Raw genomic sequence first — 20614 nt, 5'->3', positions numbered from 1 at the left:
AGAACAAATCTTCAAAGAAACCACGAAATTAGTATCTCCTGTTGTTAATTTAGATAATACAAAAAATATACCTGCCCATTCTACAGGCGGAGCTATTGATATTTATTTAATTGATGATGCAGGCCAGCCTGTTGATATGGGTATTCATCCAAAAGACTGGATAAAAGATGATGGCTCTTTATCGCGCACCGCATCAAAAAAGATTTCTCTACAAGCCGAACAAAATCGAGCGATTATGAATAAAGCGTTAGCCGCCGTTGGTTTCGTTAATTATCCAACTGAATATTGGCATTGGTCTTATGGTGACAGGTATTGGGCTTTCTTTATGAAAGAACCTAACGCTATTTATAGTAGTTATACCAAATAAAATTAATTTAGGCGCAATATTAGGATGATATGGCTATTGCCATATCATTTTTAAGTGTTTAACTCTAATAAATCCCAATAGTATCGATGGTAGTAGATTTTATTTAGAGAGGATTTAGTGGCTTTAATGGCCTATCTCTATTTGCCCTACTTGTTGAATTTGACTTATAGTTAGTAACCAATTGCCACAATTTTTCACCTCTCCAATTAGATTGCTCAGAATGATAAATTGCTTTTGATAGTTCATTAATTTCTCTTCTAAAAGCTATATCACTAACTACTTTATTTATATCATCTAAATTTAAAAATTCTAGGTCAGGCCACTGCCAACGGGCCCAGTTAAGTAAAGAAATCCTTGCTTGTTCAGGCTGATTAGCTAAACAGGCCTGCTTTAACTGCGCGAATACCTTTCTCTTATTTATATGGCCAAGAGTACTTGGTCTTTTTCGCGTCCACCACCATAAGAGTAAGGTTAAAAACCATGCTAAAGCAAAGCCTCCTGCTAACCACCAAGGCAAATTTCCATTACTCTTACCATTTAGGGTAAAGGCATTTATAGGTTGAATACTATTTAAATCCGTTTCATGCTTTATTTTAGGTGGGATAGTTTGAGATTGCTGAGTTGTTACTGCTGTGGTAGCTGCATTAGAATTAGCAACATTATCAACAACATTTAACGTTAATGCCGGTAAAGTAGCTATTTCAGTTTTATTTGTAACAGTATTAAACCAAGGTAACTGTATAGCTGGAATAGTAACCTTGCCAGATTTATTTAACAAATAAGTAATATTAGTAGTCGCTGTACCCATAAGTTCAAATTGGCGAAACCTATTTTTCTCAATAGGCTTTTCAGGATAAACACTAAATTGATCTGTATTATTGAAAGTTAAACGCGGAAGTAACTGTGCTGGGGCGCCTACTGCCTGTAATGTAATAATACGTCTTAATGTACTTCCTTGTTGTATAGAGTTTGTAGTTTGATCATATTGTTCCGTTAAATTAATTTGCTTGGCAGGTAGCCAATTTTTTCCTTGAAAACTCGCAGGTATAGGTTTTACTTTTAATTTACTTGCAGATGCTTGAACATGGACTGGTTCAGGAATAGCATCATAGATCAAGGCATTAAAAGAAGGTGGGATAATATTTAATTCACCACTTTTTTGGGGAAAAATAGCATACTGTTGCTCTTCTACAGAATATACTCGACCATTTTCAGCGACTTGATAACGCCGCCCATCCCCTAGAGGAATTAATAAAGCATCATCAATTTGGGGTCCCTGATAATTAACATCTAATAAACGGCGACTATTATACAATTTCACTGTATAAATAATTTGTTCATTAATGTAAGGATGTTCGTTACTGAGTTCAGCAGTTAATATAACATCTTGTTGTTTATTGATAGTAGTTGGATTGGAATTGTTTTGAACGTTAGTGACTTCAATTGTTTTAGCCGGTGTATACTCCTGCCCTACACGAATAGCCGGGATAGATAAAACACCTGTTTTTTTAGGCAATAGCAAAACTGTCCATTGATTACTAGAAGTAGCTGTCCCATTAATAATACTGTAGTTAGTACTTCTTTCTGTACCTACAATGGTGAAATCTGTCTGTAAGGGCGTTAAGTCAGGTACGCCTGTTGGCATCTTATCATTCGTAATGATGAGTCGAAACGTTTCGCCCTTTTGTATTTTCGTTGCTTCAACTTGCATCGTTAATTCGGCGTGTATAATGTTACTATAAATTACGATAATGAACGCAAAGATTAGTCTTTTCATTGATACCACCCATGTTGTCTACGAATATAATCTCGAAGAAATTTTTCTCTTAACAAGCCGCCCGGATCATCAGGGATTAAGCGTAGCCATTGTTCCTTTGCTTGCTCCTTCTCTTGCTCTTGAGGAGATTGCTTAGTATTCGCTCTCGCATATTCTTTAGAGTCTTGTTTATTTTGCTCAGTGGTTTCTTGCTTATTTTTTTTAGTATGTTCGTTTTTATCATTGGTATTTTGATTTTGCTTATTTTCAGAAGTTTTACTATCTGCCTGCTTATCCTGTGGATTTTGTTTGTTTTGAGAATTTTGATTTTGCTGGAGTTGAGGCTGTTGATTTTGTTTATCTTTATTTTGGTTATCTGCACTATTCTGATTTTGCTGATTTTGTTGTTTATCTTGCTGTCCTTGTTTATCTTGCTGATTTTTATTTTGTTGTTGATTATCAGCTTGCTGCTCTTTATTGCGCTCGGAATTTTCTTGTTTTTCTTTTTGTTTTTTTAATAAATCTTCTAATAAGCGGCGATTATATAAAGCATCTTTATTACCAGGGTTTAATGTTAATGCTTGATTATAGGCTTGTATTGCGTCTTCATATTTACCTAAATGCGCTAAAGCATTACCTTGATTATAATAACCTTGCTCAGTTTGCAAATTGCCAAAGGCTTGCGAAGCTTTCTGATAGTCGCCCGCACGATATGCAGCGCTAGCACGCCATGCAGGCTCGTTAAAGGTTGTTTGTGCTTTTTTAAACTGACCTTGCTGCATTAATCGTTCGCCCTGCTGATCTTTTGTTGACCAAAGATCTTGCCAAGTAAAAGCATAGCTATTACATGTTATTAATAATAGTAAAAGCCTAACTAACCTTATCATGAATCAATCCTCTGTAGCCAACCACGTCGAAACAAAGGTAATAGTAAAATAAGAGCCGGTAGCAAGAACCATCGCCCTTCATCACGCCAAACAGGAATATCTTTATATTCATTTTGAGTAAATTGCTGATCTTTATTAGTTGTAGTTAACCAATGTTTTAAATCTTTTGACGTATTACTTAAGGATAAAACTATACCTTGCCCCGCTTTAACGAATGAATCAAACAGAGGTGATAAAGATTCATTAGTAACAATAGGTATAATAGATGTTGTAATACCTTGGGTAGCTAGCTTTCTAGCAACATCACTAGCTTGTGTATCCGGCGGTGTCCCAGTTAATACTAATAATTGACCTTCAGTAAAACCAGCTTGCTTAATTAATCGAGCACCTTCCTCAAGTGCATCATTTAGCTGTTGGCCATCGATAGGCATTATATCAGGCGTGAGGGACGGTAAAAGTGCATCAATGGTTTTAGCATCTTCAGTTAACGGTGAAACAACAAATGGCTGTCCGGTAAAAACAATTAATCCTAATTGGCCTGTATTAGATTGAGTAAATAAATCATGTAGTTTAAATTTAGCTCTAGTTAACCTATCAGGCGGCAGATCTGTATTTAACATACTTTCAGATACATCTAAAATAATAACTCGTGGCTGTATTGCTTGAAAAGTAGGAACAGGCAAACGAACCCAACTAGGCCCAGCTAAACTAATGATTAGAAAAATTCCCACACCTAATAAAAGTAAGAGACTGCTGTAGCGTTTACCGACTTCCTTAGATTGGATTAATTGATCAAGCAAGTGTCTATCGCAAATAGCACTCCATGATTCCAAGCGTGGATTTTGGCGTGTTAATTGCCATATTAATAAGGCTAAAGGCAATAGAGCTATTAACCACCATGGTCGTAAAAAATGAAAATCAGCTATCATTGTGTAACCTCATTCATAGTACGACGATTCCAAGGCAGCTGAAATCGGTTAATTAAACCAGCTTTCTCACTGAGCCAATATAAAAAAAACACGAACGCCATACCTAAGGGCCAAGGATAATATTCTTTTTTCGGCCGAGCGCTCACTTGTTCATGTGACGTTGTTTCTAATTTATTTATTTTGTTATAAATTTCTTGTAAAGATTGAGTATCTGTTGCTCGAAAATAACGACCACCAGTAAGCTTTGCAATTTCTTGTAAGGTCTGCTCATCTAAATCTGCACCGGCATTAAAGCTAAAGAAAGGATCATTTGGTATCTGTAATTCGGCCTCAGAACCTAAACCGATAGTGTAGACTTTTATGTTATCTTGTTTCGCTAATTCAGCTGACTTTAATGGATTTAATACGCCTGAATTATTTGCTCCATCTGTTAATAAAATAATGACTCGGCTTGCTGGTGGGACATCCTGTAATCGTTTTACAGCCAGACCTAATGCATCACCAATAGAAGTTGTTTTACCAGCTAAACCAACGGTCGCGTCATCAAGGCGCATCAAGACACTGTGCCTATCAAAAGTTAGAGGTGTTTGTAAGTATGCTTGACTACCAAATAAAATCAGTCCAATTCGATCCCCTACACGTGCTCGCACGAATTCTTCTGCTGCTCGCTTTACCACCGTCAAACGACTAACCGGTTGTCCATTAAGCAGCATATCATTTAGTTCCATACTGCCTGATAAGTCGAGGACCATCATAATATTTCGTCCTTCGCGAGCTAACGGTATGGGCTCGCCAATCCAACGAGGTCCCGCTGCTGCTAATACAATCAAGGTCCAAATAATAAAAAACAAGCCAATGCGATTTGCGCGCGCTAAAGTTAATTTTTCTTTAGCAATAATTGACTGTAGCGCTTGATAAAATGGAAGCTTTAATGCAGCTGGTAAAATCAAAGCGGCAGGGGGCAGAAAATACCAAATAAGAAAAGGCAGTATAATAAGCAGTAAAAGCCACGGCGCTGCTAATTCGAACATGGAATACCTCGTTGTTTTATCCAAGCATAGGCGCGGCTAAATAAGGGCTTTAAATTAACCATCTGGCTACGCCCCTGGTAGGGTAAAATTAATAAGCACTCACGAACAGCATTAAAATTAACATTTTTAGAGGTTTGATTTAAGAAATTAATCCAATTATCATCTTGTAAGCTCGCTACATCTTGTCTTGGAAAGTAAACTAAAGCAACTCGCCTTAATAATTCGGAAATTTTCGCACATGTAGCAGATACATCACCATTTTGTAAAAAATCTTGCTCATAGCTAACTAGTAATTGATAAGCCTGCCGTTTAGGCCGCGCATACTTATGCTGCCGATATACTATTCTAATTAGTAGGCTACTAATTAGTAAAATTAGGAAACCTGCAATATACCAACCGGGCGCCAAAGGCCACCATCCTATTGGATCAGGTAAATGAATATCATGCAGTTTAGCCAGTACCTGTGGGTCAGACACGTTGCCTCCGCGGAAAAGTTTGATTCACTAATTGTGATAAATCCGTTTGGGCTGTTACTTGAGAATAAGGAATGTGTAAACGTTTTAAATTAGTTTGAATTTTAAACTGCTGATTGTCGCACCAAGCTTTATAATCTTCAGCTAATTTAGAATATGTCGTATCTAGTAATAACTCTTGTTTACCATCCGTAATAGCATATAAAGCAGGTTTTGGTGGCGAAAGCTCCAAAGGATCACAAATGTGATAAGTTAATATATCATTATTAAGTTTTAGGCGACTAAAGTGTGACTCGCATTTTTCATCTAGCTCGTAAAAATCGCTGATTAAAATAATAAGACTCCCAGGCCTGGCTACACGATTTAATTTACTTAGAATTTGGTTTAAAGGAACTGATTTATTTTCGTTTTGTACCTGACGAAACTGCTTTGTATAATGATTAAGAGAGGCAAGTAGAGGTAACACACCTGCTTCGCGAGACTTTGGCATAAATTCATTATGCTCGCGGGGTGAGAATAATAAAGCCCCTACCCTGTCCCCTTGACTTATTGCAGTCCAAGCAATTAAAGCAGCTAAGCGGGCAGCAATGACAGATTTAAAAGCGTGCCTAGTCCCAAAATACATAGATGGATTAAAGTCAACAATGAGTATAACAGGTCGTTCTCGTTCTTCTTGATAGACTTTAATATGTGGTCGGCCAGTGCGCGCAGTTACACGCCACTCCATATGTCGTATTTCGTCACCAGCCTGATAATTTCTAACTTCAGCAAAGTCCATACCGCGCCCACGAATAAAAGAGAGATGACTCCCCGTTTTTGCGGCTCTAGCACCCAGGTGCCTACGCTTGCGGCTAACTAAGCGCCTCAAGGCAATTAACTCATTAAGTTCTGTAATAAGACCGTAAGTCATGCTTTTCCTAAGGAATTGCTACTAAACGTAATAACGAATCAATAAAATCATCACTATTAATACCCTCTGCTTCTGCCTCATAGCTTAATAAAATTCGATGCCTTAAAACATCGTGAGCAATAGTATGAATATCATCCGGCGTAACAAAATCCCTGCCAGAAAGCCAAGCATGTGCTTTAGAACATCGATCAAGCGCTATTGTTGCCCGTGGGCTTGCTCCAAAACGCAACCAACGCCCTAAATCACTGCTGTAAACACTGGGGTTACGTGTTGCAACAACGAGTTGAACTAAATAATTTTCTAATGGCTCACTCATATGCACATTTAAGACTTGCTGACGAGCTGCAAAAAGCGTGCGTTGATCGAGCGGTTGTATATTAAAATCGGCATTTTGCCTATTATAAGCACCAAAAGCTTCTCGCCGTGCTAATTTTAAAATATCATGCTCTACCGACGCATCTGGGTAATCAATTTTTACATACATTAAAAAGCGATCCAGCTGTGCTTCAGGTAAAGGATAAGTTCCTTCTTGTTCAATAGGATTCTGTGTTGCCATAACTAGAAATAACTCTGGCAGTGGATAAGTCTTGCCTCCAATGGTAACTTGTCGCTCAGCCATGGCTTCTAATAATGCAGCCTGCACTTTTGCTGGTGCGCGATTAATTTCATCAGCTAATAGAAGATGATGAAAAATAGGCCCCGGCTGAAATACAAAAGAGCCATCCTGCGGATGAAACACATCTGTACCTGTTAAGTCCCCAGGTAATAAATCGGGAGTAAACTGGATTCGATGAAATTTTCCCTCAACTACAGCAGATAATTCTTTTACAGCTCGTGTCTTAGCTAACCCGGGAGCGCCCTCAACGAGTAAATGCCCATCTGCAAGTAAAGCAATTAATAAGCGTGAAACCAGCCCTCTTTGCCCAAGTATACGTTGATTAAGATAGTTATTTAATTGCAAAATTTGCTGTTGTATCATTTCTATCTTGCTAAGGTCTATTTGCTCCATTTCTTTTACCCTGTGCAAAAAAAGATAATCGTATCTTGAAATTTAATGGATGCCAAGTCGAATAACCAAGAAGCTTTGTTACAAAGCCAAAGCTTCTTGTAGAAATTATAACCAAAAGCTCATTCTAGCAGCAATACTAATCTGCTACTTATAGGCATAAATCAGGAGGAAAAATGAGATTAATTAACTTATCACTTCACTCACTTTTATCTACAGTAAGTTTAATTTTTTCCTTGTTTATAAGCAATTTGCTATTGGCTACTAATTTACATGCAGCATCCGCATGCAAACTTGTTATTGACCAACCTGTTAAGCTTAAATCTAAGATAGGCACTATTAATTTAACGGCAATTAAACCCGATTCTATTTTAACACCATTAAAACCAAACACCTTAGCTAATTTAGATGCATTGTATGGTTTAACTAAAGATAAAAAGACCTGGATTTTTCGTATTGCAGCATTAACACCTTTACCTTCAGGCGATACGCTTTATGCTGTAAACTGGGCTACTAAAGATTTACCTCCTAAAGGTACATATGAGTTAGCTATGTATGAAATGACTCGTAAACCGCCATTTAAAAAAACATTTGATACGATAGGTGATAGTATTACTTGGGGAGGTTATGGCCAATTCTTGCGTTGCTTACTTAAAGATCAAGGTTTACCTTACGATTTTAACGGTAGTCATGTAGATTCCTTTGGATTAGGACATGATGGCGAAGGTGGTGATACAACTCAAAACGTATTAGCACGTATAAATAAAATACCTGCTACTGACGTTTATTTTTTACTGATCGGTACAAATGATCGTATCTTACCTCAAGATACGGTGAATAATATTGTTCAAATTGCTAAACAACTTTATGCTAAAAATAATAAAGCAACTATCTATATAAGTACTCTTTTGCCGCGTGCGGATCTTTTTTTAGGTCGAAATCAGATGGTAAATGGATTACTTCTGCAAACAGGCTCTATTTGCCCCCGATGTAAAGTCATTGATGTAGGTGGTGCTTTTTACGCATTAAAGGGTTGGCAAAAATATTTTCCAGATAAATTGCATCCTAACTATGAAGGCTATGTCGAACTTGCAAAAATAATTAATAATTTCATTAAAAATGACAATAAGGCTAAAAGTTAAATAGTTTTTTAGGCATAAAACTCGTATTAGTATAAATGATTAATATTAGTTTTATGCTAAATAATTATTGATAATCTTCTTGTAATTCAAGTGGCATCATTGCTTGTAATTTTTCATATAAAGCAACAATCTGATGACAAAAAATTAAGAATTGTTGTCTATCTTGCCAAAGCTCATAATCAATACCTTTACGAAAAGCATATTGCCTGGATAAAATCCTAAGTAATTGTTGCTCTTGAGAAGAAAATACAAGATCACGGTTTAATTCAAGTAATTCTAATAAACTTTTAAATTGCTTAATGGGCCGGTGATCATGAATTAAGTAAGCTTTTAAAGTTAAATCAAAAGCAATATACATTAACGATATAATAGCTAATAAACAATCCTGATGTTCATCTAAATCGTGCAGCTGTACGTCTAGCTTATTATTTAATAAATTATCAGCGCAGTTAGCATGCTGCGTTGCAATTTTTAGCAATTCCATTGGAGAGTAATAGCGTTTTTCCATTATTTAAACTACTCAATTTATGTTAATCACATCATAAAGTATATAAGTAGTTTTAGCTATTCTCCCACAGTTTAAATTACTTTTAGTTCAAATTATGCGAAAATAAGTATGCTATGAATGACTTTTTAAATACACCGCTTACAATTCGTTCTTTTACTTTGGCTAACCGTTTAATTCAGGGACCTTTAGCCGGCTATAGCTGTGCCCCTTTCAGAAAGTTATTTTCTCTTTTTTTTACTCCTGCTTATTGCGTTTCAGAAATGCTTTCAGCTTATGATATTCTCCATAAACATAAAGCCCAAGATCGCTACCTATTTCGCGCAAAAGAGGAAACAGCGCTTTGTTATCAGATTGCTGGCAATAAGCCAAATACAATGGCTGCAGCAGCTCAAAAGCTTGCATCACTAGGCGCCAATCTTATTGATATTAATTGTGGCTGCCCTAAAACAAAAATTCGTAAAAAAGGAGCTGGTAGCGCATTACTGGACCAACCCGAGCAACTAATTAGAATTGTAACTGCTGTACGTACCGCAATATCGATACCTTTAACAATCAAAATCCGCTTACAAGACAGCTCTAAGCAAGATATTGAATTAGTAAAAAGTCTTACCAATGCAGGTGCGGATGCAATCATTATTCATGGCCGTAGATGGTATGATAATTATGATACCCCATGTGATTTAGACCGAATTGGCTTAATTAAAGAAGCAACAAACATACCGATCATTGTTAATGGTGATTTAAAAGATAAACACACCATCTTAAAGGCACTCAAAAACACTGGGTGCGATGCTTTTATGATTGCACGGGCGGGCTCTGGAAAACCCTGGTTATTTCAGGAAATTATCAATGATATTTCCATCAAATTAGATAAAAATCAGTTAAACGATTTATTTATGCTTCATTTAACTGGTTTAGCTGAACTTGAAAATGAATATAAAGCTGTTTTACAAAGCCGCTCGCTCATTCGTTATTATTTTAGGAATCAGATATCATCAGAACAGCTATCGCTCTTTTATCAATTAAACACTTTAAAAGAAGTTGAGTCTTTTTTAATCAAAAATAGTTATGAACATGATGTAGCCTCATCCCCTCAGTTTTAAACAAAACCCAAATGAATAAGGTAAGCATTGTATATAGCTAATGGGAAATGTAATACCCTAAGTTACAAATATCAGAATACGAATGTTTTTTGAGAGCATTTAAAGGCTAGTTTAAATTACTCAATAAATATCACTGCCAGTTTAGATCCCATATACAGTAAAACAAAAATTCATAATAATTAGTTAATAAAATTTGTATATAATATATACAAATATTCAAAAATTTTTTATTTGCCTTTCGCATTGAATTAGGAATTAGCATGACCTACAACACTAGTCAATTAGAAAAAGAACGTGAAAAGAAAGAAGCATTATATTTCATCGATCTGCTTATTAAGTTAACAAAAGAACAGGCTTTTTATCGGCTTCAAGAGCTCCAAAATCGGTCTGAAGAAAAAGAAGAGGAAGCAAGAACGCTTGAGAAAAACATTAACCATTCCTTAACTTTATTAGCATCTGTGAAAAGTAAGATTAAGGAGCAGGGCTGTTCTTCAGTGACTGACTATCTGATTACTTCTGCAATATCATCTCTTGCTAACTGTTTGCCACCAGAATCTGTTAGTAATATAATTGCTCAATTAAATACTGTCAAAATTAATGAATCTAAGACTCACAACGTCAGCAAGCAGACAGACTCTTCATCCACTGATACTGTCAAAAGTAATCAATCTACGACTCACAATGTTAGTAACCAGACAGACTCTGCATCCACTGATACTTTCAAAAATAATCAATCTACGACTCACAACGTCAGTAAGCAGACGGACTCTTCATCCAATGATACTGTCAAAAGTAATCAATCTAATACTCACAACGTCAGCAAGCAGACAGACATTTCATCCACTAATCAAGATGTTCCTCGCTTATTATCAACTATAAGGGCCGCCTTTTCCCACGAAATTTCTCTTCAGCTTCCTTCTAAACCGCTTAAAAAACAAGTGGTTATTGACTTTGCGGCAGATATGCCTGTTTATAGCAGTTATGGGGTAAAATGCGCTAAACGATTAGAGGCAAATTTAATTCAGACTCAACCAGATAATTTTTCCGCGGATAATGCAAAATTTTCCATTTCTGAGGGTACTATTTTAACTTTAATTGGCCATTGTTCTCGCGGCTCAAATCATTTATCAGATAACTCTGGAAGAAGAATAAGCGCAGCAGAGATTGCAAAACAAATATTAATCAACATGAAAAAAAACAACACGCCACTAGACACCCCTTTCACTATCGATTTGATAGCCTGTCAGGCAGCAAGTTCCGCGCCTAATCGACCTGCGTTTGCTCAACTTCTGGTAGACGAATTATCTAAACACGGTATTAAAAATGCCAAAGTTATTGCTAGTCCAACCATCATGATGACTACACCTGATGGCAGGCAAGCAAATCTTAGTAGGGAAGAAGACCAAAAAATGTCAGCGCGATTACAGGGTGTACAACAGCATGAGGTAGCTAGTTGTTTTCAGTCTGGCGGTATTGCTTCCTTCTTCAAAGATACAATTCGACAATTACGCGACCCCGGTTTAGAGGTAGAAAAACAAACTTTTACCAGCAAACCTAGGTAGGAGCGTGTCCAATGTGGAATTTAGATCTCAATAGAAAGGAACGTATGGAATCAGAAAAAAGATTAATTTTACTTCCGTAGATAGATTTTTGGGAAACCTACTGAGTACGACATGAAAATGTAATGAGTCAGAAGTTTTGCACTTAGCCAGAATTGATTTATAATTCTGCGCAATGTCACGCATTATTTTTATCAGGATGTCTCGTCATAAATGCACAAAGGAATTGTATAAAGCATTTCTTCAAGCCAGTAGTGTTAGATACTCAGGCCTGGCACTTTCAGAATTGAGCCCCACAGAATTATCTCATGACAGTATAAGTCGCTGGCTGTCGGACAAAAATTTCAGGCCAAGTAATGTGTGGTCGACCGCTCAACATTACGTTGATAAGACAACACCTTGCTTGTTAATTGCGGATGACATAGTACTGTCGAAACAACACAGCAGTAAAATAGAGCTGGTTAATTATCAGTACTCAGGTAACGCGCATGATATTATTGTTGGGATTGGCTTAGTCAATATGCTTTGGTATGAGCTTGAATCAGAGCAAATTGTACCTATTAATTATCGAATATACGATAAAGATACGGACGGCAAAACAAAAAACACTCATTTTTGTGAGATGCGCTCACTAGCAAAGCAGCGAGGCATAGTACCTGAGTCTATTGTTATGGACACTTGGTATTCTAGCTTAAAAAACTTAAAAGCCGTTCGCGATCACGAATGGATTTGGGTAACGACGCTTAGAAAAAATCGTAAAGTTAACCGCAATGAGAATTTAGGTGATTTAGAAATTCCCGATGGAGGGCTAAGGGTTCACCTCCGTGGATATGGCTGGGGCACCGGTTTCAAGTTTGTCGCTAAAAATGGCCGCATTGATTACGTAAATACTAAGATGGAAGAGCCCAGCCTGGCAAAAGTTAAAGCTATTTTTGATGCACGATGGTCAATTGAAACCTATCACCGAGAATTGAAGCAAACTTGCGGTATTGAGCGATGTCAGGCACGTACCGGCCGGTCGCAGAGAAATCATATTTGCATGTCTATTTTGGCATGGCTTGATAAGCACAAGCGGCGTGTAACCGAAAAAATATCTCTTTATAGGCAAGATTGGAATATTATCAAGAATGGAGTCGCTATGGATATTAGACAAATTTTAGCAACGTGTTAAAGATTAAAGCGCGAAACTACTGTTTTGTTTACATTGAGCGCTAATGGCGTTAATACATTGTTGTAAGATATGTTTTGTTTGGATATTCCTTTTAAATGAAGGCGAATCAAATGTATTAATTAAACGTGAAGAATTCGTGTAGTTACCTGCTAAGATTTCTCCGGCAATCCTGGTTATTAATTCAGCCTCAGTATGAGTTGAAGCGTCTAAAAATGATTGCGTATGTACATCATAAATAAGCATATTGAATAACTAATCTTAGAAAAAGTAAAAAGCAAATATAGGTTTATTTTTAGTTAATGTGTATATTTATTTCTGATTTTTGCTAAGAATAAACAAGTTAACTATGAAAATAGGATTGACTTGATTAACAACCCTTAGGTTTGTGGTAGATGTATTTCTCCGAACAGATACGCAAAACTACAAGAGATAGGCAGACAAGCTTGGTTAGTAATTTTAACAACTTGAATAATCTAGCTCTCATTATTGGGCTTCTTTGGAGAATCAATTGGCTTGCTAGTTTAGCTAGCAACAGTCATTGGAGATTTAAAATTTTTACTCACATAATGTTTAATTTTTTTAATATATAGATAGATTGAATTAGTGACGATATCCACAAACATATAAATGCCAGCGATACCGCAGGGTATAATGGAGGTTGGTGGATAATTAGGGTGGTTTCCCAGAACAAAATAATAAGACCAGGCTGAGCTAACCGTACCTAAAAATTCCAAATAATAGCTTACTGCATACATAGTTAAATAAAACAAAGGTTTTTTTCTTGTTGCAACCAGCATTAAGAAAAGTAAATAGCAGAAAAATCCTGCAATATCGTTTAATAAAATCAAAGAAATAAAACAGATAATAAATGCCAATTTCCTTAATGCAGCTTCGAAAATATGATGGTGTTTCCATACAAAATCATGTCGGGATATATGGTAAGCTGTAGCATAAACCACCGCATGACCAAGAGGAATAAAAAGGGGAATATTGTCCAGATGATATTGATAAGCAGTTAGAATCTTCGAGCCGCAAATTTCTGCACCAAAACTCACTACAGTTATTAGCATCATTAATAAATACAGCTTGGTATCTGCGGTAGTAAAAAATATCCAGCAATAAAAAAGGCACATAAGAACATTATTAATATCTTGTCCTACAAAATAATGTTGCTGGAACCAAGGGCTATCAATAAAAACAAATCCAGGTGCTCCAATCAAGACAAATATAATTTGTAAATGAAGATGTATAAATCTATTCACAAGTTAAATCCAAGGAATATACAAAAATGTGGAATATTGCTATTACACTATAATTTTTGTTAAATTAACAACAGTTAATTTAACCCTCTGATTTATATGCGAATTAAAAATGGGTTTTTAAATTTATTGAACCTGTTAAAAAATCCAATTTATTATGTGGCGGCCATTGCAGGAACAGTGCCAGGAGGGATTTCTGGAGCAATTGTTGGTGCAGTGTCAGGAGCCTATCTTTCTCCCTTATTTGGTTTCTTTACCGGATATAAAGATCATCAATTCGGATTGGACGTTGATATTTTTGTGGGCGGTGCCTTTGGTGTGATTATCGGTTCAGTTTTAGGTGGCGGGTTTACTGGAAGCGCGACTCTTTTAAAAATTTATAAAAACAAAAAACACGTCAATGCAATTTCAAAAGATAATATTGCAGAAATTTTACTCCCCTCTCTAAGCGCTAGCATCGAGCTTGCTGCAGGGATGCTCGTAGGCGGAATCATTGGAAGTTTAAAGTCATTAGGTTTTGGCACGGTGCTGGGTGCAATTATTGCTACGCTGATTATTTTACTGAGCAGACCGATAATAAAAATTAAAAATAACCAGTAAAATTTCAGTAATCATAGGCTGAGCGGCAAAGCCCAGCCTACGGACTTTAATCATTTGTAATAACCCTGCATTTGGGTTTCTTCATGACTGTCAATCACATCATGAGTTTTAGCTGAAGCATAAAAGCAAATTCGCTCCAGGGATTCTTTAGTTGCTGGCGCATCCAATTCTATGCCTTCCAACAGTGCAAACAACTCCGGTTCATTTCGAAGCAGAGTCAACAAATTCCCTCCATTAGCATCCAAAGGTGTAAAGATCACCTCCAATCTTGATGTAGGGGTAAGATTTTTGGCACCAATGTAATAAACCATCCCACCCCCTGGTGCTTAAGAATTGTCTGATGATGGGCTTTTATCCTGAAAAGCCCATTGTCTGAGGCCATTGTCATGCTTGCTTACGAGCTAAAAAAACGTTGCGTATTTTTATTTTCTTCTATTTCTTGCAGTTTACATAAACTGCCAATAAGCTTTTTCATTTCTTGAATTTCTTTTGATTGCTCATCTATTTTATTGTTCATTGCTTGTACCGTTTGTTCTAAGCATTTTATCCTAGCATCCGTTTGCTCAGGAAGAGTCTCTAGTTTAGAAATTATATCTTGTTCAAATAAGTTTTTGAGATCATTTTTTACATTTGGCCAGAGATGTTTTATAGAAATTAGAAAATCTACACTATTCATTACTGAAGAAACTTGCTTTTCCGTAAGCTTACGATTCTCTAAGTACTTTTGAAATAAGGATGCGGTGATATCAATATTACTTTGAAGTTTTATAATTCCCTGAAGCATTTTTTGCTCATTACGAATTAGTGCTTCATGGAATAAAAGCTCTAGACACGCTTTTGCATCAGTTCCTATACACTGCTTCTCTATATAACTACGATCTGAGAGATCAAAAAGCTGTTCAAAAGAAAATATACTCTTAAGGCCAAATTTAGGATTAATATTTACTGCATATTCTAGAAGCAGTTTAAAAATGGCTAGGTTTCTATTTTTAATATTTTCATTAAAACAATAAGCAAAAATAGCATTAGTTCTGAAATTGTCATATGAGTAATTCTCGATATCAAGTCCTTCAACTTTAGCCCCATTTTTTAATAAAAACTCCACCACCTCTTGATGATTGTTAGTCACAGCTGCCGATAGAGCAGTAACTTGATAAGTAGACCCAAAGTCTGAAGGGTAAATTTCAAGTTTTTCAGTAAAATTTATATCTACATTAGAAATAAGTTGTTTTATTTTTTTTAGATCGCCATTCTGGGCAGCTTTAATAAATTCTTTAGACATGATGTTGCTCATTAAAAAACAAAAAGGAACTGTAATTATACGACTTGTTATTATTTTGAGAACCCATTAATATGGAAAGCAAAAATTTCCAAATAAGAAAAAGTTGCAGCTGAGATGCAAAGATTATAATACTAGGGCCTTTTGACATTTCACATAGGTAACCATAAAAAAGGGGCATGCCATAGCCACCAGAGAAACATAATTGCGCTTTAATTTATCAAATTTTGTGGCAACGGCCTGAAAATGTTTTATTCTAGCGAACAAATTTTCAATCAAATGGCGATATCTATATAAACACCAATCTATATCTGCGTTGCCAAACCTAGAATTACTTTTTCTTCGAATGACAGGCTTAGAGGATTTCCTGTAAATACGCTCTCGGAATTTTTTACTATCATAGCCTTTATCAGCAATGAAATACTCTGCAAACGGTAGTTTTTCGATAAATTCTGAGGCAATGTGGTCCTGTTGTAAAAATTAAGCTGTAGTATACTTACTCGATATCGTTTCAAAGCCGTTAATATCAAAGACGGGCTCGCTTAATTTCTTCTTAGCAACAAAATTAGCAACTTTTGCTAACGTTTTGGTCCGACCTATACCAATGGACGTTGGAATACCCGTGTACTTTAAAATTTTAGCTCTGTTGCAAAAACGACATTCGTTTATAATTTAATCTAACTTGATGAATAATATAATCACAAAATGCGTTCAACCAAATCTCTGGCATTCAAATGGCGTCACTTTCATGGCGAATTGATCTTACAATGTGTACGCTAGTACTGTAAGTACAGTATCAGCTGTCGACATTTAGAGGAAATGATGAAAGAACGCGGACTTGAATTAGAGCACACGACTGCTTATCGAGGGGTCCAACATTATGCGCCACTTTTGCAGCATAAACTAACTTGGTATAAAAAACGTTACTCGCGCCGCTGGCATCTTGATGAAACCTATGTCAAAGGTGAATGGAAATACCTTTATCGTGCTATTGATGAGCATGGCAGTACGATTGATTTTTACCTGCCTCACCGCAGGAATGCAAAATCTGCCAGGCGTTTTCTACAAAAAATTATTAAAAGCAATCCAACTTGCGATATTAGCATTATCAATACGGCTAAAAACCCAGCTTATACGCAGGCTATTAAAGAGCTAAAACCAGAAAATCGGTTATCTCAGCATCACCAAATTAAGTATCGCAATAACCGCTTAGAGTCTGACCATGGCAAGCTTAAACGGCTTATTAACCCAATCAGAGGCTTTCAGACTATGAAGACAGCGTTCGCTACAATTAAAGGATCTGAAGTCATGCTAATGTTTAGAAAAAGACAATTTGATAAGTGGATGGTTGGCAAGCGGAATGAGGTCTCATTTATTAACCAATTGTTTTATGTATACAGCTAAAGTATGACCTGAATTTGTGTTTTCGTAGCTTTCATACTTTTGCAACAGTGCCCATTACATTACTACCGTTAAAATGGAACTATTCAATATCTATAGATGCATTGTCATCATAATGAAATGCTTTTATCAATGAACGATTTAGTTCGGATGACTGAAACTCGATCATTACTAAAATTTACTTAAGTTTAAATCACTTTGCGTGGAAGCTAATTTATCATAATGCTTTTGTAAATGATCCTGCCAAATTCTATCTCCTATAGGGATATCGAAAATTTCCTTAAGTGTTTTTATATTCTCATCTTTTTGACTATCGGTAGATAGTATACCTTTAATGAAGTTCTGGTTTTCAGATGAAATTGATGTATTTTGTTTACCTGGATTTCTTGAAATTAATAAACTGCAAATTTTATCTTGCATCCTAGCAATAAATATTTTTGAATCACTTTTATAATTTCGAGATTTATCTGAGTATTTGCCGGTTTTAAATCTCTTAATAAGAGCATCTCTACCACTACCAGGTAGGCCAAAGACAGCAACTTTAAATGGATATCTATATATTATTCGTTTGCCCATAAATGTTATAAATATTAATCAACAGTATATTTATCATACACTTATATGCTTATAATTAGATTAAGAAGAATCTATTGAGACGCAATAAACACTACAATTTTTGAGTCTCTTGTACGGTTTACTGCTACTCTCAAAAAACGACCCTTTTTGATAACCATTAAACTACTTACTATAAATTTTTCAAAAACCTATCTTCCTCACTATTCACTATAAAATAGCTATCAGATATTGTGCCAGCAAGCTCTTCCTCAGAGATTGGAATAAACTAAAATAAATTTGCTTATCGCTAAGTAAGATTTTTCTGACGCAATGCATCGTTGATTTACATTTGTATAAGTTATCAAAGCCAGTATAATGGCGCCCAATTTTGGTTTATTTGGATTATTTATGAAGCTTAACGATGAAATAATTAGCGCTATTGAAGAGAAAAATGTTGATGCATTAAGAGATTACATCACTACTACAGAAAATGATATCAACTATTTGTATGATAATTATAGTTTTTACTATGATTACGTTTCACTATTGCATATGGCAGTTTACAATTCAGCATACTCTTATAGTGTTGAAATAATTAAGTTATTATTAGACCATGGAGCAAATGTTAATTGCTTAAGTAGATTTCACGATAAAAGTCCGCTACATTATGCAGCCGACGTAGGTAACGTTACTGTAGTTGATTTGTTAATTCAACATGGTGCTGATATCAATCTTCAAGATGATAATGGTAAGGTGCCTTTGCATTATGCCCTTGGAAAACCTGATTGTATGGAATTATTACTTAAAAAAGGGGCACAAACTCATCTTAATGATGCCAATGGTGATACACCAGTGAATTATGCTTATATGATGCAATTAGCAGATGAAGTAAAATTATTAAAAGAGTATGGTGCTGAGCTCAGTGTAACTAAAGCTCTTTTATTGCATTCTTTTAAAGAATTATCTGAGCACGATTTCATAACTACTATCGCATCTTGGATTGCTAATAAGCAGCTAGACATTAACACTATGTCATTAAATGTTGATGGCAATGATTATTTCTTATTACATCTTGCAGTGCACTCAAATAAAAATGAACTCGTTAAGTTTTTAGTTGAAAATGGCGCACAAGTTGATCTTAAAATTGGCGATGAGCAATATTCTCCCCTGCATATTGCAGCACTTAATAATAATACGACTGCAGCCGAACTTTTGCTTGAATATAAAGCAAATCCAAATATAGCAGCAAAAGATGGCGAAACCCCTTTACATTGCGCGTCTGCAAATGAATTCCTTGATATTATGACCATGCTTCTGAACAAAGGCGCAAATGTTAATACACAAGATGAAGATCAAGACACGCCTTCGCACTATGCTATAGAAAGAAAAAAAGAAAAAGCAGTCGATTTATTAATTGCACATAACGCTGATGCAAATATTCGTAACAGCAAAGGGCTCACTCCATTACATAAATTTTTAGCTATAGAAGGCATGCAATTCACGCCTGAAGAAATTGGCCTGACTTCTTTTTATGATAAAAAAATGGCTAAAATGTTAAAAGCTATTGATGGACCTGATCATATTCTTTCTAAAAAAACCAACATTGCTCAAACCCTTATTACCAAAGGGAATGCTAAATTAGATATGATAATACATGATGAAGATAGTGATTCATATTTAAACATTTATGAATATGCGAAAGCTCAAAAAGTTCCTTATGAGATTCTAGATTTTATTAAAGAGGCTTGGGAGCGCTTTCAACAAGCTCAAGCAGTAGCACTAATGTTTAATCATATTTTCTCTAGTTCAAATAGTATGCAATTAAATGATAAACAAGTAATTGACCAATTAAATAGCCGATGTGATTTTTTACAAACTCAAATTCAACAGTTAAAAAATAAAAATGTTGAATTAGAAGATGAAGTGATGGAATTAAAAGCCAAGCTTCTTTCTTTAGGCATAGTTGATAATGACAAGCCACAAAATTCATCAGTATCACAATATAAAGGTTCTCTATTTAATTTAAACGCTACTCTTAAATCAGATGAAAGCTCAACTGAATTGACTGATAAAAATTCAACTCAATTTCTTAATTAAGTAGATTCATTCATATATCGCTATTAAATTTTTTCAAACTTATTTTAAAAAGCTTTTTGAAATAAGTTTGAAGTTATTAAATGAATACACTAAAGATTAATCTCTTTTATTTTCTCAACATCAAATCTGTATTAATCCCATTTTCATTGGTTAACTCATTATTACTCTGGCGTCTAAAAGTTGATGATTAGAGGTGCTATTCTAGGCAATTTTATTAATTATTTTCTTAAGATGAGTAACAGGAAATTGTCAGTAGACGTATTATTAGAGCTACGTAAAAAAGTAGTGTATGCGGTTGTGTACCATGATGTTAAGAAAACCGTGGCCGCGAAATTATTCGGATTTAGCCTTACGTCAGTGCTCAAATATGTTCGAGAGTTTGAATTAAAGGGTGAGCGCAGTTTTGACTATAAAAAACGTGGTGTAAAGGAATCAGCGCGGTGCTTTTTATCAGCAGCTCAAATTGCATCTTTTATTAAAGACCCTGCTAAGTCAAACACCTGACGAAATTGGCTGCAATCGTGTGACAATCGTGGCAGAACTTATAGCCTTGTCAACTAAACACCTGGGATAAAAAAGAG

21 protein-coding genes and 2 pseudogenes are annotated in these 20614 nt (G+C 35.6%); 9 read left to right on the top strand and 14 right to left on the bottom strand.

The features are described 5' to 3' along the window. Window positions 1-7: 7 nt before the first annotated feature. Window positions 8-367, top strand: a complete 360-nt coding sequence (locus E1P04_RS18035; protein WP_282433115.1) for a M15 family metallopeptidase — start codon at window positions 8-10, stop codon at window positions 365-367. 103 nt (window positions 368-470) lie between these two features. Here E1P04_RS18035 and E1P04_RS08635 read toward each other — a convergent pair whose 3' ends face one another. The 7 genes from E1P04_RS08635 to E1P04_RS08605 are packed head-to-tail and all read right to left on the bottom strand — an operon-like array spanning window position 471 to window position 7362. Next, entirely contained in the window at window positions 471-2144 is a 1674-nt protein-coding gene (locus E1P04_RS08635; RefSeq protein ID WP_131782521.1) for a BatD family protein, read from the bottom strand. Next, the gene (locus tag E1P04_RS08630; RefSeq protein WP_131782520.1) at window positions 2141-3010 is read right to left on the bottom strand and encodes a tetratricopeptide repeat protein; all 870 of its coding nucleotides are present in this window, start codon (window positions 3008-3010) and stop codon (window positions 2141-2143) included. The genes E1P04_RS08635 and E1P04_RS08630 overlap by 4 nt, the downstream gene beginning before the upstream one ends. Continuing rightward, window positions 3007-3939, bottom strand: a complete 933-nt coding sequence (locus tag E1P04_RS08625) for a vWA domain-containing protein (RefSeq protein ID WP_131782519.1) — start codon at window positions 3937-3939, stop codon at window positions 3007-3009. The genes E1P04_RS08630 and E1P04_RS08625 overlap by 4 nt, the downstream gene beginning before the upstream one ends. Next, entirely contained in the window at window positions 3936-4970 is a 1035-nt protein-coding gene (locus tag E1P04_RS08620) for a vWA domain-containing protein (RefSeq protein ID WP_131782518.1), read from the bottom strand. The genes E1P04_RS08625 and E1P04_RS08620 overlap by 4 nt, the downstream gene beginning before the upstream one ends. Beyond that, on the bottom strand, window positions 4958-5446 hold the full coding sequence (locus tag E1P04_RS08615) for a DUF4381 domain-containing protein (RefSeq protein ID WP_131782517.1): 489 nt from the start codon (window positions 5444-5446) through the stop codon (window positions 4958-4960). The genes E1P04_RS08620 and E1P04_RS08615 overlap by 13 nt, the downstream gene beginning before the upstream one ends. Then, window positions 5439-6353 carry a DUF58 domain-containing protein gene (locus E1P04_RS08610; protein ID WP_131782516.1) on the bottom strand — a complete coding sequence of 305 codons (915 nt, stop codon included), beginning with the start codon at window positions 6351-6353 and terminating at the stop codon, window positions 5439-5441. Before E1P04_RS08610 ends, E1P04_RS08615 begins: the two co-directional genes overlap by 8 nt. 7 nt (window positions 6354-6360) lie before the next feature. Then, window positions 6361-7362 (bottom strand): AAA family ATPase, encoded by a 1002-nt coding sequence (locus tag E1P04_RS08605; protein ID WP_131782515.1) that lies wholly within the window; start codon window positions 7360-7362, stop codon window positions 6361-6363. 173 nt (window positions 7363-7535) lie between these two features. Here E1P04_RS08605 and E1P04_RS08600 point away from each other — a divergent pair, with 173 nt between their 5' ends. Next, entirely contained in the window at window positions 7536-8501 is a 966-nt protein-coding gene (locus E1P04_RS08600; RefSeq protein ID WP_131782514.1) for an SGNH/GDSL hydrolase family protein, read from the top strand. Window positions 8502-8565: 64 nt separating this feature from the next. Here E1P04_RS08600 and E1P04_RS08595 read toward each other — a convergent pair whose 3' ends face one another. Continuing rightward, window positions 8566-9009 carry a hypothetical protein gene (locus E1P04_RS08595; protein ID WP_131782513.1) on the bottom strand — a complete coding sequence of 148 codons (444 nt, stop codon included), beginning with the start codon at window positions 9007-9009 and terminating at the stop codon, window positions 8566-8568. Window positions 9010-9122: 113 nt separating this feature from the next. Here E1P04_RS08595 and E1P04_RS08590 point away from each other — a divergent pair, with 113 nt between their 5' ends. From E1P04_RS08590 to E1P04_RS08580, 3 genes are all read left to right on the top strand, one after another. Beyond that, a complete protein-coding gene (locus E1P04_RS08590; protein WP_131782512.1) occupies window positions 9123-10112 on the top strand; it encodes a tRNA dihydrouridine synthase in 990 nt (329 codons plus the stop codon). Between the two features lie 260 nt (window positions 10113-10372). Next, window positions 10373-11674 (top strand): hypothetical protein, encoded by a 1302-nt coding sequence (locus E1P04_RS08585; protein WP_131782511.1) that lies wholly within the window; start codon window positions 10373-10375, stop codon window positions 11672-11674. Between the two features lie 196 nt (window positions 11675-11870). Further along, window positions 11871-12842, top strand: coding sequence for an IS701 family transposase (locus E1P04_RS08580; RefSeq protein ID WP_131782510.1), 972 nt, complete (start codon window positions 11871-11873; stop codon window positions 12840-12842). Window positions 12843-12845: 3 nt separating this feature from the next. Here the strand turns inward: E1P04_RS08580 and E1P04_RS08575 are convergent, their stop codons facing one another. Together E1P04_RS08575 and E1P04_RS08570 are read right to left on the bottom strand one after the other, a co-directional pair. Next, window positions 12846-13085 carry a hypothetical protein gene (locus tag E1P04_RS08575; protein WP_131782509.1) on the bottom strand — a complete coding sequence of 80 codons (240 nt, stop codon included), beginning with the start codon at window positions 13083-13085 and terminating at the stop codon, window positions 12846-12848. Window positions 13086-13363: 278 nt separating this feature from the next. Next, window positions 13364-14104 (bottom strand): hypothetical protein, encoded by a 741-nt coding sequence (locus tag E1P04_RS08570; RefSeq protein WP_131782508.1) that lies wholly within the window; start codon window positions 14102-14104, stop codon window positions 13364-13366. A gap of 96 nt (window positions 14105-14200) precedes the next feature. On the opposite strand from E1P04_RS08570, the gene E1P04_RS08565 reads away from it, so the two are divergent. After that, the gene (locus E1P04_RS08565) at window positions 14201-14701 is read left to right on the top strand and encodes a hypothetical protein (RefSeq protein ID WP_131782507.1); all 501 of its coding nucleotides are present in this window, start codon (window positions 14201-14203) and stop codon (window positions 14699-14701) included. A 50-nt stretch (window positions 14702-14751) separates the two neighbouring features. Here E1P04_RS08565 and E1P04_RS08560 read toward each other — a convergent pair whose 3' ends face one another. From E1P04_RS08560 to E1P04_RS08550, 3 genes and pseudogenes are all read right to left on the bottom strand, one after another. After that, window positions 14752-15012 (bottom strand): hypothetical protein, encoded by a 261-nt coding sequence (locus E1P04_RS08560; RefSeq protein WP_131782506.1) that lies wholly within the window; start codon window positions 15010-15012, stop codon window positions 14752-14754. Window positions 15013-15095: 83 nt separating this feature from the next. Further along, window positions 15096-15983: an ankyrin repeat domain-containing protein gene (locus E1P04_RS08555; protein WP_165482719.1), complete on the bottom strand. Its 888-nt coding sequence runs from the start codon at window positions 15981-15983 to the stop codon at window positions 15096-15098. Window positions 15984-16132: 149 nt separating this feature from the next. After that, window positions 16133-16439, bottom strand: a pseudogene (locus E1P04_RS08550) (transposase); the annotation flags it as partial. A gap of 246 nt (window positions 16440-16685) precedes the next feature. Here E1P04_RS08550 and E1P04_RS08540 point away from each other — a divergent pair. Further along, window positions 16686-17384, top strand: a pseudogene (locus tag E1P04_RS08540) (IS6 family transposase). A gap of 168 nt (window positions 17385-17552) precedes the next feature. Here E1P04_RS08540 and E1P04_RS08535 read toward each other — a convergent pair. Next, window positions 17553-17957 carry a hypothetical protein gene (locus tag E1P04_RS08535; RefSeq protein ID WP_131782504.1) on the bottom strand — a complete coding sequence of 135 codons (405 nt, stop codon included), beginning with the start codon at window positions 17955-17957 and terminating at the stop codon, window positions 17553-17555. Window positions 17958-18344: 387 nt separating this feature from the next. Between E1P04_RS08535 and E1P04_RS08530 the strand changes: the two genes are divergently transcribed. Both E1P04_RS08530 and E1P04_RS08525 read left to right on the top strand, forming a co-directional pair. Then, window positions 18345-20033: an ankyrin repeat domain-containing protein gene (locus E1P04_RS08530; protein WP_165482718.1), complete on the top strand. Its 1689-nt coding sequence runs from the start codon at window positions 18345-18347 to the stop codon at window positions 20031-20033. 180 nt (window positions 20034-20213) lie between these two features. Then, entirely contained in the window at window positions 20214-20537 is a 324-nt protein-coding gene (locus E1P04_RS08525) for a COG3415 family protein (protein WP_165482717.1), read from the top strand. The last annotated feature ends 77 nt before the right edge of the window (window positions 20538-20614 follow it).

The sequence above is a fragment of the Legionella gresilensis genome (assembly GCF_900639865.1).
Classification (GTDB): Bacteria; Pseudomonadota; Gammaproteobacteria; order Legionellales; family Legionellaceae; genus Legionella_C; species Legionella_C gresilensis.
Note: the sequence above shows the minus strand (reverse complement) of the source record. Positions and strands in the feature narration are given on the sequence as shown.

Excerpts from the sequence above, each read along its gene's own strand:
- E1P04_RS08635 (WP_131782521.1), bottom strand. The coding sequence starts at position 2,144 with ATGAAAAGACTAATCTTTGCGTTCATTATCGTAATTTATAGTAACATT.
- E1P04_RS08630 (WP_131782520.1), bottom strand. The coding sequence starts at position 3,010 with ATGATAAGGTTAGTTAGGCTTTTACTATTATTAATAACATGTAATAGC.
- E1P04_RS08625 (WP_131782519.1), bottom strand. The coding sequence starts at position 3,939 with ATGATAGCTGATTTTCATTTTTTACGACCATGGTGGTTAATAGCTCTA.
- E1P04_RS08620 (WP_131782518.1), bottom strand. The coding sequence starts at position 4,970 with ATGTTCGAATTAGCAGCGCCGTGGCTTTTACTGCTTATTATACTGCCT.
- E1P04_RS08610 (WP_131782516.1), bottom strand. The coding sequence starts at position 6,353 with ATGACTTACGGTCTTATTACAGAACTTAATGAGTTAATTGCCTTGAGG.
- E1P04_RS08605 (WP_131782515.1), bottom strand. The coding sequence starts at position 7,362 with ATGGAGCAAATAGACCTTAGCAAGATAGAAATGATACAACAGCAAATT.
- E1P04_RS08600 (WP_131782514.1), top strand. The coding sequence starts at position 7,536 with ATGAGATTAATTAACTTATCACTTCACTCACTTTTATCTACAGTAAGT.
- E1P04_RS08595 (WP_131782513.1), bottom strand. The coding sequence starts at position 9,009 with ATGGAAAAACGCTATTACTCTCCAATGGAATTGCTAAAAATTGCAACG.
- E1P04_RS08590 (WP_131782512.1), top strand. The coding sequence starts at position 9,123 with ATGAATGACTTTTTAAATACACCGCTTACAATTCGTTCTTTTACTTTG.
- E1P04_RS08585 (WP_131782511.1), top strand. The coding sequence starts at position 10,373 with ATGACCTACAACACTAGTCAATTAGAAAAAGAACGTGAAAAGAAAGAA.
- E1P04_RS08580 (WP_131782510.1), top strand. The coding sequence starts at position 11,871 with ATGTCTCGTCATAAATGCACAAAGGAATTGTATAAAGCATTTCTTCAA.
- E1P04_RS08575 (WP_131782509.1), bottom strand. The coding sequence starts at position 13,085 with ATGCTTATTTATGATGTACATACGCAATCATTTTTAGACGCTTCAACT.
- E1P04_RS08565 (WP_131782507.1), top strand. The coding sequence starts at position 14,201 with ATGCGAATTAAAAATGGGTTTTTAAATTTATTGAACCTGTTAAAAAAT.
- E1P04_RS08560 (WP_131782506.1), bottom strand. The coding sequence starts at position 15,012 with ATGGTTTATTACATTGGTGCCAAAAATCTTACCCCTACATCAAGATTG.
- E1P04_RS08555 (WP_165482719.1), bottom strand. The coding sequence starts at position 15,983 with ATGTCTAAAGAATTTATTAAAGCTGCCCAGAATGGCGATCTAAAAAAA.
- E1P04_RS08535 (WP_131782504.1), bottom strand. The coding sequence starts at position 17,957 with ATGGGCAAACGAATAATATATAGATATCCATTTAAAGTTGCTGTCTTT.
- E1P04_RS08530 (WP_165482718.1), top strand. The coding sequence starts at position 18,345 with ATGAAGCTTAACGATGAAATAATTAGCGCTATTGAAGAGAAAAATGTT.